Raw genomic sequence first — 16,457 nt, 5'->3', positions numbered from 1 at the left:
TCCGATCGGCCGCGGCGTGGCGCGCCGGTAGGCTCGATCACCTGATGAGCGCCACGTTGATCGCCAAGGACCTCACCGCCGGACACGCCGACCGGTTGCTCTTCGCCGACCTGGACCTGGTCGTCGCCCCCGGCGACGTGATCGGGCTGGTCGGGGTGAACGGCGCCGGCAAGTCCACGCTGCTGCGTACCCTCGCCGGACTCCAGCCACGCGAGCAGGGCTCGGTGGCGTTGAACCCGCCCACCGCCACGGTCGGCTACCTGCCGCAGGAGCCGGAGCGCCGGCCGGGCGAGACGGTCCGGGACTTCCTGGCCCGGCGTACCGGGGTGGCGGTGGCGCAGGCCGCGCTGGACGCGGCGACCGAGGCGCTCACCGCCGGGGCCGAGGGCGCCGACAACGCGTACGCCGAGGCCCTGGAGCGCTGGCTCGACCTCGGCGGCGCGGATCTGGACGAGCGGGCCGAGCAGGTGGCCGCCGAGTTGGGGCTGGCGGTCGACCTGGACCACCCGATGACCGCCCTCTCCGGCGGCCAGGCGGCCCGGGCCGGGCTGGCCTCCCTGCTGCTCAGCCGGTACGACGTCTTCCTGCTCGACGAGCCCACCAACGACCTGGACCTGGCCGGGCTGGACCGGCTGGAGCGGTTCGTCACCGGACTGCGGGCCGGGACCGTGCTGGTCAGCCACGACCGGGAGTTCCTCACCCGGACGGTGACCCGGGTGGTGGAGTTGGACCTGCACCAGCGACAGGTCCGGCACTACGGGGGCGGCTACGCGGCCTACCTGGAGGAGCGGGAGGTGGCCCGCCGGCACGCCCGGGAGGAGTACGAGGAGTACGCCGAGACCCGCGCCGACCTGGAGGCCCGGGCCCGGATGCAGCGGGCCTGGATGGAGAAGGGCGTGAAGAACGCCCGGCGCAAGGCCACCGACAACGACAAGATCGGCCGCAAGTTCCGCACCGAGTCCACCGAGAAGCAGGCGGCGAAGGCCAAGCAGACGGCGCGGCTGATCGAGCGGCTGGAGGTGGTCGAGGAGCCGCGCAAGGAGTGGGAGCTGCGGATGGAGATCGCCGCCGCGCCCCGCGCCGGCGCCGTGGTGGCCTCGCTCCGGGGCGCCGTCGTACGCCGGGGCGGCTTCACCCTCGGCCCGTTGGACCTCCAGATCGACTGGGCCGACCGGGTGGCGATCACCGGGGCGAACGGCTCCGGCAAGAGCACCCTGCTCGCCGCGCTGCTGGGCCGGCTGCCGCTGGACGAGGGCCACGCCGCGCTCGGCCCGGGCGTGGTGGTGGGCGAGGTCGACCAGGCCCGGGGGCTCTTCCTCGGCGACCAGCCCCTGGTGGACGCCTTCGGCGCCGCCGTACCGGAACTGAGCCCGGCGGACGTGCGGACGCTGCTGGCCAAGTTCGGCCTGCGCGCGGACCACGTGCTGCGGCCGGCGGCGACCCTCTCCCCCGGCGAGCGGACCCGGGCCGCGCTGGCCCTGCTCCAGGGGCGCGGGGTGAACCTGCTCGTGCTGGACGAGCCGACCAACCACCTCGACCTGCCGGCGATCGAGCAGCTCGAGTCGGCCCTGGCCAGCTACCCGGGGACGCTGCTGCTGGTGACCCACGACCGGCGGATGCTGGACGCGGTGAGCGTCAACCGGCGGCTGCGGGTCGACGCCGGACGGATCGCCGAGGACTGATCCGTGCCGGCCCGGTCGCGCGGGGTGACAATGAGCCCATGCTCAAGTGGGAGTACGCGCTGCTGGTCCGCCGTCGCCAGGCGGCCACCACCGACACCGGGTGGGAGGTCGTGTTCGTCTGGTACGGCCCGGACGGCTCCATGGTCGACGTCACCCCCTACGGGGACACCGCGCTGGCCCACCTCAACCGGGCCGGCGACCAGGGCTGGGAGCTGGTCGCGATGAGCGAGGACCCCTCCCTGCCCGGCAACAACGAGCTGCACCGCTACCACCTCAAGCGGCCCAAGCCGGCCGTGGCGCCGCCCCGCCAGCGGGTCCGGGGCGCCAACCGGGGCCGCCGTAGCCTCTCCGGCTGACCGGACCGCCGGTCCCGCCCTTGGTCGCCGGCCCCGCGCCGCCGGTCGCCGGGCAGCGCCGCCGGTCGCCGGGCCGCCTCGGTCCTCGCCGATCGGCGATTCGAGGCATATCGGGCGAGGATGCGGGTATCGCGCGCCCGGAGGTGCCGCATGGTCACGATGGCGCAGTCCCCACCCTCGGCGGAGCGGCTGAGGATGATCGACGGGTTCCTCGTCGAGGCGTGGGCCGATCTGGCCCGGCACGACGAGCGGCTGCGCGCGCTCCCCGTGGAGGTGCGCTTCGACCGGGGGGTCGCGCACCTGAGCGGCGAGGTCGCCCATCCGGCCGACCTGCGCCTGGTCCGGGACATGGTGGGCCGTCTCGCCGGGGTGCTCGGCGTCTGGGGCCGGGTGGCCGTCGCCGGGCGGGCGCCGGTGGTGGTGGACCTGGGCTGCGGGGCGACCAAGCAGTGGCCGGGCAACCTAGGGCTGGACATCTATCCGGCGCCGGGGGTGAACGCGGTGGCCGACCTGTCCGGCTCCCTGCCGCTGGCCGACGACTCGGTGGACGTGTTCTTCGCGGTGCACATCATGGAACACCTGATCGACTTCCTGCCGCTGTTCGACGAGTGCCACCGGGTGCTGCGGCCGGGGGGCGTGCTGCACGTGATGAGCCCCTGGTGGCGGCACGTGAACGCGGTCGCCGACCCGACCCACGTACGGCTGCTGGACGTGCAGACCTTCAAGGGCATCTGCGGTCAGCGCCCGCCCGGCACCCCGCGCTGGTACCCGCTGCACGTCGGCTGCGACGGCGCCTCCGTCTTCGCCGATCTCACTCCCCTGGCCCCCGACGCCCCCCCCCCCCCCCCCTACCACCTGGCCCGCTTCTTCGACTAAGCCCGCCGCACCCCCGCCCGGATCCGCGCAACCGGAGGGGCGGGGTGGCCAGCGGCCCATGGCGACAATCCGGCACCACCCGTGTCGGAAAGGTCACGGTCGGCTCTGTGCCGGCGGTCACCCTCGGGCGTTCGGTCCGACCTGCCCATCGATCCGTCCGCAGGTCTTGCGCCGTCCCGCGATTGATGAAATTTTCCTACCGGCGGCGAATGCTCTGCGGCGAATCTTTCCGGAGGCGCGCCCCGGCGCCCGTCGCCACCCGAACCCTCCCGGAGCCCAACGAAGGGAACCGCACCGCATGAAGGCAACTCGGCTCAGAGCGGCCGGGCTGGCCGTGGCGCTGCTCGGCGCGCTCGTCGCCGGCACCCCCGCCAGCGCCGCGGAGAGCGACACGGCGACCGACCCCACCTCAACCACCTGCGTCACCGACCCGGCCACCCCGAAGCGGCAGTTCCGGGCCATGTGGATCGCGTCGGTGACGAACATCGACTGGCCCACCAAGGCCTCCTGGACCGACCCGGACCAGGTCGCCAAGCAGAAGGCCGAGTACCTGGGCTGGCTCGACCTGGCCCAGCAGCTCAACCACAACGCCGTCGTGGTCCAGGTCCGCCCGACCGCCGACGCGTTCTGGCCCTCGCCGTACGAGCCGTGGTCGGAGTACCTGACCGGGGTACGCGGCCAGGACCCGGGCTGGGACCCGCTGGCGTTCCTCGTCGAGGAGTCGCACAAGCGGAACCTGGAGTTCCACGCCTGGTTCAACCCGTACCGGGTCTCCATGCCGGCCCCGGGCGGCGCCGGCGCGGACCTGTCGAAGCTCGCTCCGAACGCCCCGGCCCGCCAGCACCCGGACTGGGTGTTCGCGTACCCGCCGGCCGGGGTCGCCGGCAGCCGGCTCTACTACAACCCCGGCATCCCCGAGGTCCGCGAGTTCGTCCAGACCGCGATGATGGACGCGGTCAACCGGTACGACATCGACGGCGTGCACTTCGACGACTACTTCTACCCGTACCCGAGCGGCACGTACCAGTACCCCGACAACGCCACCTTCGCGCAGTACAACCGGGGCTTCACCAACCAGGCCGACTGGCGGCGGGACAACATCAACCTGCTGATCCAGGAGATGAACGCCAAGATCAAGGCGGTCAAGCCGTGGGTGAAGTTCGGCGTCAGCCCGTTCGGCATCTGGCGCAACAAGTCGGCCGACCCGAACGGCTCGGACACCACCGGCTCGCAGTCGTACGACATCATCTCCGCCGACACCCGTAAGTGGATCAAGGAGGAGTGGATCGACTACGTGGTGCCGCAGCTCTACTGGTACATCGGCCAGTACCCGGCCGCCGACTACGCCCGACTGGTGCCGTGGTGGGCCGAGCAGGTGCGCGGCACCAACGTCCAGCTCTACATCGGACAGGCCGACTACAAGAGCGGTGAGCCGGCGTACGGGTCGTTCTGGATGAACCCGAACGAGCTGTCGGACCACCTGACGCTCAACCGGTCGTACCCGGAGGTGCTCGGCAACGTGCACTTCTCCGCGGTGCAGGTGAAGGCGAACCGACTCGGCGCCACCGACATCTACGCCGCCGAGCACTACTCCCGCCCGGCCCTGGTGCCGGCCATGGCGCAGCTGCCGGCCAAGCCGCTGCTCTCCCCGGTGATCACCGGGGTCGACCGGCAGGCCGACGGGGTGCACCTGACCTGGCGGCAGCCGGCGAACGGCAAGGGGCCCTTCGGCACCGCCACCTCGTACGCCATCTACCGCTTCGACGGCACCGGGAAGGTCGAGGCGTGCGACTTCGCCGACGCGTCCCACCTGGTGGCGACCGTCCGGGGCACCGACGGTGACGTGCAGTCCTGGGTGGACGCCGACGCGGCGGCCGGCCAGAGCTACACGTACCACGTGACCGCGCTCGACCGGGTCTGGCACGAGGGCCCGGCCAGCCCGGCGCGCGTCGTGCGCTGACCCGCCTCGAATGCCCCCGGCCGCTCCGGCGACCGGGGGCATTCGTCTGTTTCGACGCATGTCACCAACCGGTCGCCTCCATGATCGCTCTCCGTCGGGGCATTGATCGATACTGGTCGACGTCCGGTGATCGCCGGCGCCCCGTCCCGACGCCCACTCCGCGGAGGTTCCCGTGTCCCGACGTCTCGCCACCGTCCTCGCTTCCGGCGCGTTCGCGCTGCTCACCGCAGTCGGTGTCGCCTCGCCCGCGCACGCCGCGGTGAGCCGCGACCAGAAGCTCAGCGTGCTGTCGAGCTGGACCCAGACCAGCGCCACCAGCTACAACGCCTGGAACGCCGGCCGGCTGAACAAGGCCGCCTGGTCCGCGTACGCCTTCGACTGGTCGACCGACTACTGCTCGTCCAGCCCGGACAACCCGCTCGGCTTCAACTTCAGCCTCTCCTGCTACCGGCACGACTTCGGCTACCGCAACTACAAGGCGATGGGCGTCTTCTCCGCCAACAAGTCGCGCCTCGACAGCGCCTTCTATGAGGACCTCAAGCGGGTCTGCGCCACCTACAACGCGGTCGTCCGGCCGGCCTGCTACAGCCTGGCCTGGACGTACTACGAGGCGGTCAGCATCTTCGGCTCGGTGGCCGCCGTCCAGCAGGCCGACATCGACCGCGCCGCCCGCATGAAGGCCGACGCCGAACGCCGCGCCGCCCTGTCCTCCTGACCCCACCCCGCCCGGTTGATCGAGAAGTTCGCGTCGCCGCCCGCCGGCATCCCGACGCGAACTTCTTGATCATCCTGCGGTGTGGCGGCGCGGAGCCGGGGCGAAGGAGCTGGTGGGGGCGGTGAAGCGGCGAGAGCCGGGGGCCAGGTCGGGGTGGTCGACGCCGAGGGCCAGGGTGGCCGCCTCCTCCAGGGCCAGCTCACCGCCCGCGCCGTACGCGGCGTCGAACGCCGCGTCGCCGAGCGCCCGGCGCAGCTCCGCCTGCCGGGCCAGCCAGTACGGCCCGTAGATGCCGGGGGTGGCCCGCAGGTTCGCCCGGGTGGCCTGGGCCGCGCCGAAGAGCCGGGCCGCGGTCACCGGGTCCCCGCCCAGCGCGCAGCGCACCGCGATCGCGTTCACCGTGTCGCAGGCCCGGCCCAGGTAGCCCTGGTTCATCCGGGACCGGAGCGCCGCCAGCAGGTGCTCGTGCGCGGCGACCAGGTCGTCCCGGGCCAACGCCACCATGCCGAGGAGCATGTCCACCGAGCGGCGCCCCCGCTCGACCGGGCGGGCCGCCTCGACCGGGCGGGCCGCGCCGAGAAGCTCGGCCGCCTCGTCCAGCGCGCCCCGGCGCCAGAGCAGCTCGGCGAGGTTGTAGACGGCGTGCAGGGCGTCGGAGACCACGCCCTGGGCGTACGCCCAGTCGATCACCTCGCGGCAGACCCGTTCCGCCTCGGCGAACTGTCCCATGTCGACCAGCGGCGCGGCCCGGCCCGCCAGCACCCGGGCGAGCAGCCCCAGGTCGCCGGCCTGCCGGGCGGCCGCCTCGGCCCGCTGCGAGTAGCGCAACTCCTCGGCGAACTCGCCGTCCGCGCCGGCGTGCAACGAGTGCATGTGATACGCCGCGGCCAGCTCCGCCTCCGGGATCACCTCGCCGGTCTCGGCCATCCGGCCGTACAGCCGGAACAGCCAGAGCCGCCCCTCCCGGGCCAGCCCCCGCTCCCGCCACCACTGGTCCAGCCCGCCCGCCAGCCGCAGCCCGGTACGCGCGCTGCCCCCGGTGGCGCACCAACGCAGCGCGGCCCGCAACTCCCCGGCGAGCGGGTCGAGCGCGTAGAGGGAAAGGGTGACCGGCCGGCCATCCGGGCCCAGGTGGACGCGTTGCAGGGCGTGGCTGCACCAGGCGACGTGCCGGTCCCGGGCCGTCTCCTCCTCGCCGGCCTCGACCAGCCGCCGGGCCGCGTACGCCCGGATCGGGTCGAGCATCCGGTAGGTGCTGCCCGAGGCGTGCGGCTCGGCCAGCACCATGGACTTGTCCACCAGCACCGACAGCGGGTCGAGCGGGTCCTCGTCGAGCAGCCACTGCACCGTCGGCAGGTCCACCGGGCCGGCGAAGACCGCCAGCCAGCGCAGCAACCGGGCCGAGCGCGCGCCGAGCGTCCGGTACGACCAGGTGACCGTGGCCTGCATGGTCAGGTGCCGTTCGGCGGCAGAGCGGTGCACCGCAGAGGTCGCCGGGGCGGGCCCGGCCGCCACCAGGTCGACCGGGTCGCCGCGCCGCCCGGCCTCCGCCAGCGGGGAAGGCTCTCGCGTATCCCGCCCGGCGTCCAGCGTGCCCAGCATGTCGTCGAGCCGCTCGGCGAGCTGTCCGGCGGAGAGCACCCGCAGCCGTGCCGCGGCCAGCTCGATGGCGAGCGGCAGCCCGTCCAGCCGGCGGACCACCCGGCGCAGGTCGGCCTGCTCGGCGGGATCCGGCGCCCGGCCGCCCCGGGCCGCCGCCGTCCGGGCCAGCAGCAGGGCCACCCCGTCGCTCTCCCCGCCGTCGGGGCGAGGGTCCACCGACAGCGGCGGGATCCGCCACACCGCCTCACCGGGGAGGCCGAACGACTCCCGGCTGGTGGCGAGCACCCGGACGTCCCGGGCACCGGCCAGCAGGCGGGAGATCACCTCGGCCGAGGCCGCCGGCTGGGCGTCGCAGGTGTCCAGGACCACCAGCATCCGGCGGGCGGCCGCGTACTCCACCAGGGTGTCCACCATGGGCCGGCCGGGCTCCGGGCGGAGCCCGAGCACCGCGGCGATCTCGAACGCCACGAGGCCCGGGTCGGTCACCGCCGCGACGTCGACGAACCACACCCCGTCCGGGTACGCCTCGACGATCCCGGCGGCCAGCTCCACCGCCAGCCGCGTCTTACCGGCGCCGCCCGCACCCAGCACGGTCACCAGCCGGTACGTCTCGACCAGCCGCTTCAGCTCGCCCCGTTCCACCTCCCGCCCAACGAACGAGGTGACCTGGGTGGGCAGGTTGTGCGCCACCGCGTCGGCGGTACGCGGCCGGGGGAAGCTCCGTTCCAGGCCGGGCGCCAGCAGCTGGAACAGCCGCTCCCGGTCGTCGAAGCCGCGCAGCCGGTGCAGCCCGAGGTCCAACAGGGACGCTCCGTCCGGCAGCGGGTCGGCGTGCCGGGCGGTCGCCCCCGAGCACAGCACCTGTCCACCATGGGCGGCGGCGGCCACCCGGGCCGCCCGGTGCACCTCGGGGCTGGCGTACTCGCCGTCGCGGGGTTCCACGTATCCAGTGTGCAGGCCCATCCGGACCCGCGGTGCGGCCTCCGGGGTGGGCCAGTCGTGGCTGGTCAGGGCCCGTTGGGCGGCCAGGCAGGCGGTGACGGCCGCGGCCGCGTCCGGGAAGGCGAGGAAGAACGAGTCGCCCTCGGTCAGCAGCTCCGCCCCGTCGGCCAGCGTGTGGCGCAGCAGCCGCCGGTGTTCCCGCAGCACCGGCGGGTAGCCGGAACCGAGCAGCTGGGCCAGCCGGGTGGAACCCTCGATGTCGGTGAACACGAAGGTCACCCATCCGCTCGGGAGGTCGATCCGTGGCGACATGCGTGGAACCTCCGCCCCGTGCCGTCGGGCTTCATGCTGCCCTATGGTCAGGCGATCACGCATCGTGAGAACGGCCGGGCAGAGCCCGACCCAAGGTGCCACCGGGTGACCCCGGCGGCACGGTCGGATCAACCGGCGAGCCGAGGTCGGCCCGGGACGTCAGCAGCCGCAGGCACCGCCGCAGCAGCCGCCGCCGGCCGGGGCGGACCCCCCGCCCACCGGGCCGCCGCCGCGGCCGGTGACCGCGACAGTGGACAGCAGTTTCACGGTGTCGGCGTGTCCCTGCGGGCAGGACGCCGGCTGGCCGGCCTCGGCCATCGGCCGGTTGACCTCGAAGGTGTCGCCGCAGGCGCGGCAGCGGAACTCGTACCGGGGCATGCCACCAGCGTACGGCCGGGTCTGACGGCACGGCGAAGATGGGTGATACTCGACGGGTGGTGGACGGCGAGGAGCGATCGATGGTTCGACCCCTGCGACCGGCCGTACCGCCCGACGGGGCGGCCGGGCCGATTCCCGTCCCCCGCCCGCGGCCGGCCACGGAACCGAGCCCGACCGGTGCCGCCGCGAGCGCCCCGAAGCCGGCGCCGGCCGACGGCCTTGACCCGAAACCGCAGCCGACGGCCGCCACCGCCGACGGCACGAAGGCCCCGACCACCCCGCCGGACGCCCCTGGTGCCAAGTCCGATCCGGCCCCGGCCGACGCGAAGCCGGCACCGAATACGGCGGACGCCACCGACACGAATGCCAAGCCCGAGCCGGCCCCGGCCGACGCGAAGCCGGCACCGGATACGGCGGACGCCACCGACACGAAGCAGCAACCAAACCCGGCTGACGCCAAGCCGCAGTCGGGCTCGGCGGACGCCACCACCGCGAGTGGCGCCGAGCCGAAGGCGGGCGGTCGGCGGCGGCGGATGCCGTTCGCGCACGCGGTCCGGATGCCGCCCCGGCGGCTCGCCGCCGCGGCGGGCCGGGCCACCCGGGACTGGTCGCGCCGCCCCAGCGGGCGGACCACCCTGCCCGGTCTCTTCCTGCTCGTCCTGGTCGCGGCCACCGCGGTGGCCGGCGCGTTGCTGGTGCCGGCGGCCATCCGCAAGCCGCAGCCCGTCGCCGTTGACGCCACCGCGACCGCGCCGGCGGACGGCGTACCCCAGGGCGGCGTGACGCCCGGCGCGACCGGCCTGCCCCCGGGGCTGCCCGGCCTGGCGACCGGGACGCCGCCGATCGGCGGGCAGCCGACCACGCCGACGTCGACCGGCCGCCCGGCCGATGTGCTGGCCGGGTGGGCCCAGCGGGTGAGCGGGCCGACCGGCATCCCGGTGGTCGCCCTGCAGGCGTACGGCTACGCCCAGCTGGTGCTCGAACAGACGCACCGGAGCTGCCAGCTCAGCTGGACCACGCTGGCCGCGATCGGATACGTCGAGTCCCGGCACGGTTCGGCCAACGGCGCCACCCTGCAGCCCAACGGCGTCGCCTCGCCGGAAATCCTCGGCGACCTGCTCGACGGGCAGGGTGGGCGGTCCCGGATCCTCGACACCGACAAGGGTGTGCTCGACGGCAACACCGTCTACGACCGGGCGCTCGGCCCGATGCAGTTCATCCCGAGCACCTGGCAGGAGATCGGCACGGACGCCGACAACGACGGCGCCAAGAACCCGCACGACATCGACGACGCCGCCCTGGCCGCCGGCCAGTACCTGTGCAAGGGCGGCCGGAACATGACCATCCCGGGCGACTGGTGGAACGCCATCCTCTCCTACAACGACGTGCGCCGGTACGCCCAGGACGTCTTCAACAAGGCGAACGAGTACGGACGGCTGAGCGGCACGTGACGTAACCGGTTGCCTACATTCGAGAACTGGACCCTTCCCCCGAGCAGCCGTTGCCGGCAAGCTAGACGGGTGATGGTGCGCGAGTGGGACCCTCGAACCGCGTCGTCCGCCGAGATCGCGTCGCTGCTGGACACGCTGAACGCGGTCCTGACGGCCGACCTGCCGCAGGATCCGCCGTGGCGGGAGAGTTCCCTGCGGGAATATCTCTCCGAGGTCATGCCCGGTGAACGGCGGATCTCCTGGGTCGCGCACGACGAGCCGGCCCCGGACAGCACCCCGGGGCCGATGCTGGGGCACGTCAACGTGCTGCTGCTCGGCGGCATCGGGGTGCTGGAGGTGCTGGTGCACCCGGACGCCCGGCGCTCCGGGCTCGGCCGCGAGCTGGTGCGGGTGGCCGCCCGCCGGGTCTGGGACGAGGGCTTCCAGTCGATCGGCGTGGAGGTGGTCGGCGACACCCCGGCCGTGGCGTTCTACGAGGCGCTCGGCTTCATCCGGGAATACGTGGAGACCCGCAGCGTGCTCGACCTGCGCACGGTGGACTGGCCGGCGCTGGCCGAGATGGCCACCGGCGTGGGTGCCGGCTACCACGTCGAGTTCTGCCCGGGCGGCCCGCCGGACGACCTGATCGAGGCGTACGCGCGGGCCAAGGCCGAGGTGCGCGACGTGGACGACGGCGAGCTGCGGCCGAGCTCATACGACCCGCAGCGGCTGCGGGACAGCCTGGACACGCTGCACCGGCGGGGCATGAAGCCCTACATCGTGCTCGCCCTGCACGAGCAGACCGGCGAGGTGGCCGGGCTGACCGAGGTGGTGGTGCCGGCGCAGCACCCGACCCGGGCCGACCAGTACGACACCATCGTCGTCCGGGACCACCGCGGCTACGGCATCGACCGGGCCATCAAGGCGCGGATGCTGCTGGAGCTGCGCTCGGCCGAGCCGGAGCTGGCCGAGGTGCAGACCTGGAACGCGCAGGCCAACGAGGCGATGTTGAAGGTCAACGCGGAGTTGGGCTACCGACCCGACCGGGAGTGGTGTGAATACGGCGTCGATGTCGCCGAGCTGGTGCACCTGCTCGACAGTCAGCGCTGACGGAAATTCACCAACCGGCCGCCCGGGGGATGGACGCCGGACCGGGCCGGCTCTTAACGTTCGTTAGTTCCCGTCCACCATCGTGGAGGCACCATGCGCCCGCGCCGCACCTTCGCCGCGCTCGCGACGACCGCCGCCGTCACCGTGACGGCCATCGGCGTCGCACCCCCCGCGGCCAGCGCCGCGCCCACCGACCTGTTCATCTCCGAGTACGTCGAGGGCCTGTCCAACAACAAGGCCATCGAGCTCTACAACGGCACCGGCGCCCCGATCGACCTGGCCGCCGGCGGCTACCAGCTCCAGTTCTTCTTCAACGGCGCCACCACCTCCACGAACGTCGCGCTGAGCGGCACGGTCGCCCCCGGCGACGTCTTCGTCTTCGCCGCCGCCACGGCCGCGCCCGCGATCCTCGCCCAGGCCGATCAGACGTACGGCGGTTCGCTCTACAACGGCGACGACGCGATCGTGCTCCGCAAGGGCGGCAGCGTGCTCGACTCGATCGGGCAGGTTGGCGTCGACCCGGGCACCGAGTGGGGCGCCGGGCTCACCAGCACGGCCGACAACACCCTGCGCCGGCTGCCCTCGGTGACGTTCGGCGACACCGACCCGTCGGATCCGTTCGACCCGGCCGCGCAGTGGGCCGGTTTCCCCACCGACACCTTCGACGGGCTGGGCAGCCACACCATCGACGACGGCGGCCCGGTCGACCAGCCGCCGGCGCTGAGCTGCGGCGGCACCCTGACCGTCGAGGCGGGCGGCACGGCGACCCGCCAGGTCACCGCCACCGACGTCGACGACACCGTCACCGACCTCGCGGTCACCGGGGTCAACCCGGTGCCGGCGAGCGGCTCGATCAGCCGTACCGCGTTCAGCCCGGCCACCGGGGTCGGCGGCACGGCCACCGCGACTCTGACCGCGACCGGCCTCCCGGCCGGCTCGTACGCGGTCACCGTGACCTCGACGGACGCCGACGGCGGCACGGCCACCTGCACCCTCACCGTGCAGGCCACCGCGGTGCTGTCGGTGGGCGAGGTGCAGGGCCCGACCCGCGACGACGAGGACGGCAGCACCGACCGGTCGCCGCTCGCCCCGGCCAGCGGCAACGGCACCAGCTCCGTCCTCTACGACGTGCGCGGCGTGATCACCCAGAAGTCGCTCACCCGCAGCTCCGCCGGGGCCGACCAGTACGGCTTCTACCTGCAGAGCCGCACGGGCACCGAGGACGGCGACCCGCTCAGCTCGGACGGCATCTTCGTCTTCATGGGCTCGTTCACCACGCTGATCGGCGGCTACGCCCCGACCGTCGGTGACGAGGTGGTGCTGCGCGGCCGGGTCTCCGAATACTTCAACCAGACCCAGCTCTCCAGCGCCTCGCTGGTGCGCAAGCTCGACTCGGGGCTGGACGTGGACAGCGTCGTGCAGGTCGACGACGCCGTGCCGCCGGCTGACGCGGCCGCCGCCAACCGGTACTGGGAGCGGCACGAGGGCGCCCGGATGCGGGTCCGCTCCGGCAGCGGCGTCTCCGCGCCGCGGCACATCTACGCCTCGACGGCCGACTCCGAGATCTACGTGGTGGACCGCGAGGACCCGATCATGCAGCGGACCGACCCGTACGCCCGCCGGGTGTTCCGGGACGCGCACCCGCTGGACGACATCCCGGGCACGCTCTTCGACAACGGCAACAACCAGCGCATCCTGTTGGGCGCCGGCGGCGTGAAGGCGACCGCCGGGGACTCGGCCGCGCTGCTGCCCGAGGCCCGCACGTACGACACCCTCACCGAGGACGCCTACGGGGCCATCTCGTACGCGTTCAGCAAGTACAGCGTGCAGCCGGAGCAGCTCACGCTGACCGGTGGGGCGGACCCGGCGGAGAACAATCCGCCGCAGCCGGCGGACCGGCACGCCGAGGTCGCGGTCGCCACCTACAACCTGGAGAACCTGTACGACTACCGGGACGACCCGTTCGACGGCTGTGACTTCGCCGGCAACGCGGGCTGCACCGGGGTCACCCCGCCGTTCGACTACGTGCCGGCCAGCGAAGAGGCGTACGCCAGCCGGCTGAACGTGGAGGCCCGGCAGATCGTCCAGGCGCTGCACAGCCCGGATCTGATCATGGTGCAGGAGGCCGAGGACCAGGACATCTGCTCGGTGGTCGACGGCAAGTTGGCCTGCGGGGACACGAACAACGCCGACGGCGCGCCGGACACCGTCCAGGAGCTGGCGCTGGCCATCGCGGCCAACGGCGGCCCCGCCTACGCGGCGGCGTACGACCGGACCGGCTCGGACGCCCGGGGCATCACCTCGGCGTTCCTCTACCGCACCGACCGACTGACCCTGGCCCAGGCCACCGCGACCGACCCGCTGCTGGGCACCACCCCGACCGTGCAGTACCGGTCGGCGGGGCTGCCGTCCAACGCGGACGTGCAGAACCCGAAGGCGTTCAACGCGGTGCTGCCGGCCGACGTGGACCGCTCCACCGGCGTGGACGGCGCCAACGTCTACACCCGGGCGGCCCAGCTGGCCAAGTTCACCGTGGCGGCGGCTCCGGGCTCGGCCGAGCACTACTCGCTCTACGCGATCAGCAACCACTTCTCGTCCGGGCCGGACAGCCGGGTCGGGCAGCGGCGGGAGCAGGCCGCGTACGGGGCGGCGCTGGTGCAGGCCATCGAGGCGAGCGACCCGGACGCCCGGGTCATCTACGGCGGTGACCTGAACGTCTTCCCGCGGCCGGACGACCCGATCGCCACCGGGGCGAACCCGACCCCGTCGGACCAGCTCGCCCCGCTGTACCAGGCGGGGATGCACAACCTCTGGGACGATCTGGCGGCGGACGTGCCGGCGGCGGCGTACTCGTACACCTTCAGCGGGCAGGCGCAGACGCTGGACAACCTGTTCGCCAACGACAAGCTCCACGGCGACCTGGTGCAGATCCGCGCGGCGCACATCAACGCCGACTACCCGACCGACGCCGAGGGCCTCGGTGACCGGGGTGCCAGCGACCACGACCCAAAGGTGGCCCGGTTCCGCTCCCGGGCGTCGCTGAGCGTGGCCGACGCCTCGGTCGTGGAGGGCAACAAGGGCGACAGCACGCTGACCTTCATGGTGACCGTGTCCCGGCCGCTGTCCGAGCCGGCCCTGATCTGCGCCACCACCTACGGCACCACCGCGCAGGCCGGGTCGGACTACGAGCCGTACGTGGGCTGCCGGACGCTGGCGGCGGGCCAGACCTCGCTGGCGTTCCCGGTGACCGTCCGCGGTGACAAGAAGGCCGAGGCGGACGAGCAGCTCACCCTGTACGTGGCCGGCGTGCCGGGGCTCCGGCTCGCCGACCCGGTCGCCGTCGGCACCATCCTGAACGACGACTGACGCTCGCGTCCACGACAACGGCCCGTCGCCCGGCTCAACCGCCGGGCGGCGGGCCGATCTCGTAGGTGCGCCGTCGCGGCCGGGGCGGCGGCGGTACGCCCCGGTACTTGGCCACCCGCACCTCCCACTGGCTGCGCCGCCGCAGGGCGTCCCGGACCGCCCGGTCGCGGTAGAAGGTCTCCGGTGGCCGGGCGAGGCCGTACCGGTCGGCCCACCACTCCCCCGGCTCCGGATCGGTGACGACATCGAGGTGGGACGGGTACCGCCGCTCGGCCCCGTCCCGCAGGTCGGCACGGTCGCGCATGGGCTTGAGCACCCGACCCGAGTCGTCGACCACGGCGAGGCGGAAACCCGCCACGCTGATGATCCGGCGCAGCATGGCGATGCTGGGCATCAGGGAGCCCGCCTCGATCCGGCCGATGGTCGTCGGGTGCACCCCGGCGAACCGGGCCAGCTCCCGCTGGCTGGCGTCGGCCCGGCGGCGGACCGCCCGGACGATGCCAGCGGCTGGCCAGGGGACGTTGAAGGGCTCGGTGAGCATCGGGGGCGACGCACGCTCCGGCTCGGGGGTGGCCGCCGGGTGGTCGGGCGTGGCAGGGTCGGTCACCGCATGACGCTCTCTCGACGGCCAGCCTCGCCACAACCCTCGTCGGCTCGCCTGTGGACAACCACGTCCCCTGTGGACAACCGGCATGCCGACAACGAGCCGTCCTCGCCGGAACAGGGCGCGACTATTGCCACGAAGCGTAATCATGACGCTGAGTGAAGATGGGGATTCCATGCGCCAGCCTGGATCGCCCTAGCTCGCCGGGCAAAGACTCCGGAAGCGGACATATTCGCGACAACGACTCCGGGTTCCTGCCCACCTCTTCACACGCTTTGCTCTGCAGCCATATCCGCATCGGGAACGCAGGGTGGCTGCTGCGTGGATGGCTGCAGAGCAAAGCAACAAGCGAACTGATCCCGAGGGGCAGGGGTTTGACACGGAGAGTGATGAGCCAGCTCGACGGCAGCACCCTCAAAGACAGGACCGGCAAGCCGACCCTCACCGACCCGGCGGTGGCGGCCACTTCAGGACAGCTGGAGCAGCCGTCCCGGTGACCGAGCGGTCGACCCATGCCGCCACCAGGCTGACGAGGGCCCGCGCGCGGCAGTCCGCCGGGTGGGAGCAGCGGGGTGCGCACCGCGCGGATCGCGGCCGGAGGCGCCGGTCGCCGCGCCATGGGCATCCGGCTGCGCGCCCGGCCGGACGAACACCCGGCCACAATTCGGCCTCCGCGCCGCTGGGCAGCGCTCCGGAACGAACGAAGGCCGGTGTTCCGGCGGGTCAGAGGTCGCAGAGCCGGCGGCCGGAGCGAATGTCATCGAGGGCGGCGTGCAGCTCGGCGATCCGTCGTTCCGCTTCCGCCGTGAGCCGGTCGTGCAGCGTCTGCCAGTCGGCCAGGTCGGGCTCCAGCGGCAGAGCGGCCAGCAGGTCCCGGATCTCGCCCACGCTCAGGCCGATCCGCTGGGCGACCCGGGCGACTCGCACCCGGCAGGCCGCGTCGGACTCGAACCGGCGCTGGTTGCCGCTGGTCCGGGTAGCCGCGATCAGGCCCTCCCGCTCGTAGAAGCGGATCGCGGAGCCGCTCACCCCGCTCTCCCGGGCCACCTCGCCGACCGTCAACGTGCCCACCGTCACCCCTCCGCGCAGCTTGACTTCAACAATTGTTTCAGTTTTAGCGTCAA

The 16,457-nt window shown here is 73.3% G+C and carries 12 protein-coding genes; 8 read left to right on the top strand and 4 right to left on the bottom strand.

Features of this window, described 5'->3' with window-relative positions:
- The first annotated feature begins 44 nt into the window (after positions 1-44).
- The 5 genes from FXF52_RS01765 to FXF52_RS01745 all read left to right on the top strand — a co-directional run bounded on the left by FXF52_RS01765 (position 45) and on the right by FXF52_RS01745 (position 5,589).
- Complete coding sequence (locus FXF52_RS01765; protein ID WP_148793338.1) at positions 45-1,682, top strand: ABC-F family ATP-binding cassette domain-containing protein; 1,638 nt, start codon at positions 45-47, stop codon at positions 1,680-1,682.
- Between the two features lie 38 nt (positions 1,683-1,720).
- Positions 1,721-2,038 carry a hypothetical protein gene (locus tag FXF52_RS01760; RefSeq protein ID WP_148793337.1) on the top strand — a complete coding sequence of 106 codons (318 nt, stop codon included), beginning with the start codon at positions 1,721-1,723 and terminating at the stop codon, positions 2,036-2,038.
- A 150-nt stretch (positions 2,039-2,188) separates the two neighbouring features.
- Positions 2,189-2,914 (top strand): methyltransferase domain-containing protein, encoded by a 726-nt coding sequence (locus FXF52_RS01755; protein WP_148793336.1) that lies wholly within the window; start codon positions 2,189-2,191, stop codon positions 2,912-2,914.
- Between the two features lie 298 nt (positions 2,915-3,212).
- A complete protein-coding gene (locus tag FXF52_RS01750; RefSeq protein ID WP_148793335.1) occupies positions 3,213-4,874 on the top strand; it encodes a glycoside hydrolase family 10 protein in 1,662 nt (553 codons plus the stop codon).
- Between the two features lie 172 nt (positions 4,875-5,046).
- Positions 5,047-5,589, top strand: a complete 543-nt coding sequence (locus FXF52_RS01745) for a phospholipase (RefSeq protein WP_148793334.1) — start codon at positions 5,047-5,049, stop codon at positions 5,587-5,589.
- A 69-nt stretch (positions 5,590-5,658) separates the two neighbouring features.
- On the opposite strand, the gene FXF52_RS01740 is transcribed toward FXF52_RS01745, so the two are convergent.
- Entirely contained in the window at positions 5,659-8,445 is a 2,787-nt protein-coding gene (locus FXF52_RS01740) for an adenylate/guanylate cyclase domain-containing protein (protein ID WP_148793333.1), read from the bottom strand.
- 159 nt (positions 8,446-8,604) lie between these two features.
- Positions 8,605-8,823, bottom strand: a complete 219-nt coding sequence (locus FXF52_RS01735; protein WP_148793332.1) for a zinc ribbon domain-containing protein — start codon at positions 8,821-8,823, stop codon at positions 8,605-8,607.
- A 56-nt stretch (positions 8,824-8,879) separates the two neighbouring features.
- On the opposite strand from FXF52_RS01735, the gene FXF52_RS01730 reads away from it, so the two are divergent.
- The 3 genes from FXF52_RS01730 (at position 8,880) to FXF52_RS01720 (ending at position 14,729) form a co-directional block, all read left to right on the top strand.
- Entirely contained in the window at positions 8,880-10,274 is a 1,395-nt protein-coding gene (locus FXF52_RS01730; protein ID WP_370517868.1) for a lytic murein transglycosylase, read from the top strand.
- A 72-nt stretch (positions 10,275-10,346) separates the two neighbouring features.
- The gene (locus FXF52_RS01725; RefSeq protein ID WP_148793709.1) at positions 10,347-11,363 is read left to right on the top strand and encodes a GNAT family N-acetyltransferase; all 1,017 of its coding nucleotides are present in this window, start codon (positions 10,347-10,349) and stop codon (positions 11,361-11,363) included.
- Between the two features lie 93 nt (positions 11,364-11,456).
- Complete coding sequence (locus FXF52_RS01720; RefSeq protein ID WP_148793330.1) at positions 11,457-14,729, top strand: lamin tail domain-containing protein; 3,273 nt, start codon at positions 11,457-11,459, stop codon at positions 14,727-14,729.
- Between the two features lie 34 nt (positions 14,730-14,763).
- Here the strand turns inward: FXF52_RS01720 and FXF52_RS01715 are convergent, their stop codons facing one another.
- Positions 14,764-15,336, bottom strand: a complete 573-nt coding sequence (locus tag FXF52_RS01715; protein WP_255471691.1) for a helix-turn-helix transcriptional regulator — start codon at positions 15,334-15,336, stop codon at positions 14,764-14,766.
- 720 nt (positions 15,337-16,056) lie between these two features.
- The gene (locus FXF52_RS01710; RefSeq protein ID WP_148793328.1) at positions 16,057-16,404 is read right to left on the bottom strand and encodes a MerR family DNA-binding transcriptional regulator; all 348 of its coding nucleotides are present in this window, start codon (positions 16,402-16,404) and stop codon (positions 16,057-16,059) included.
- Positions 16,405-16,457: the final 53 nt, after the last annotated feature.

This window comes from Micromonospora sp. MP36 (genome assembly GCF_008119785.1).
GTDB lineage: Bacteria > Actinomycetota > Actinomycetes > Mycobacteriales > Micromonosporaceae > Micromonospora.
The sequence above is the reverse complement of the archived record's forward strand: the minus strand, read 5'-3'. Positions and strand labels throughout refer to the sequence as shown.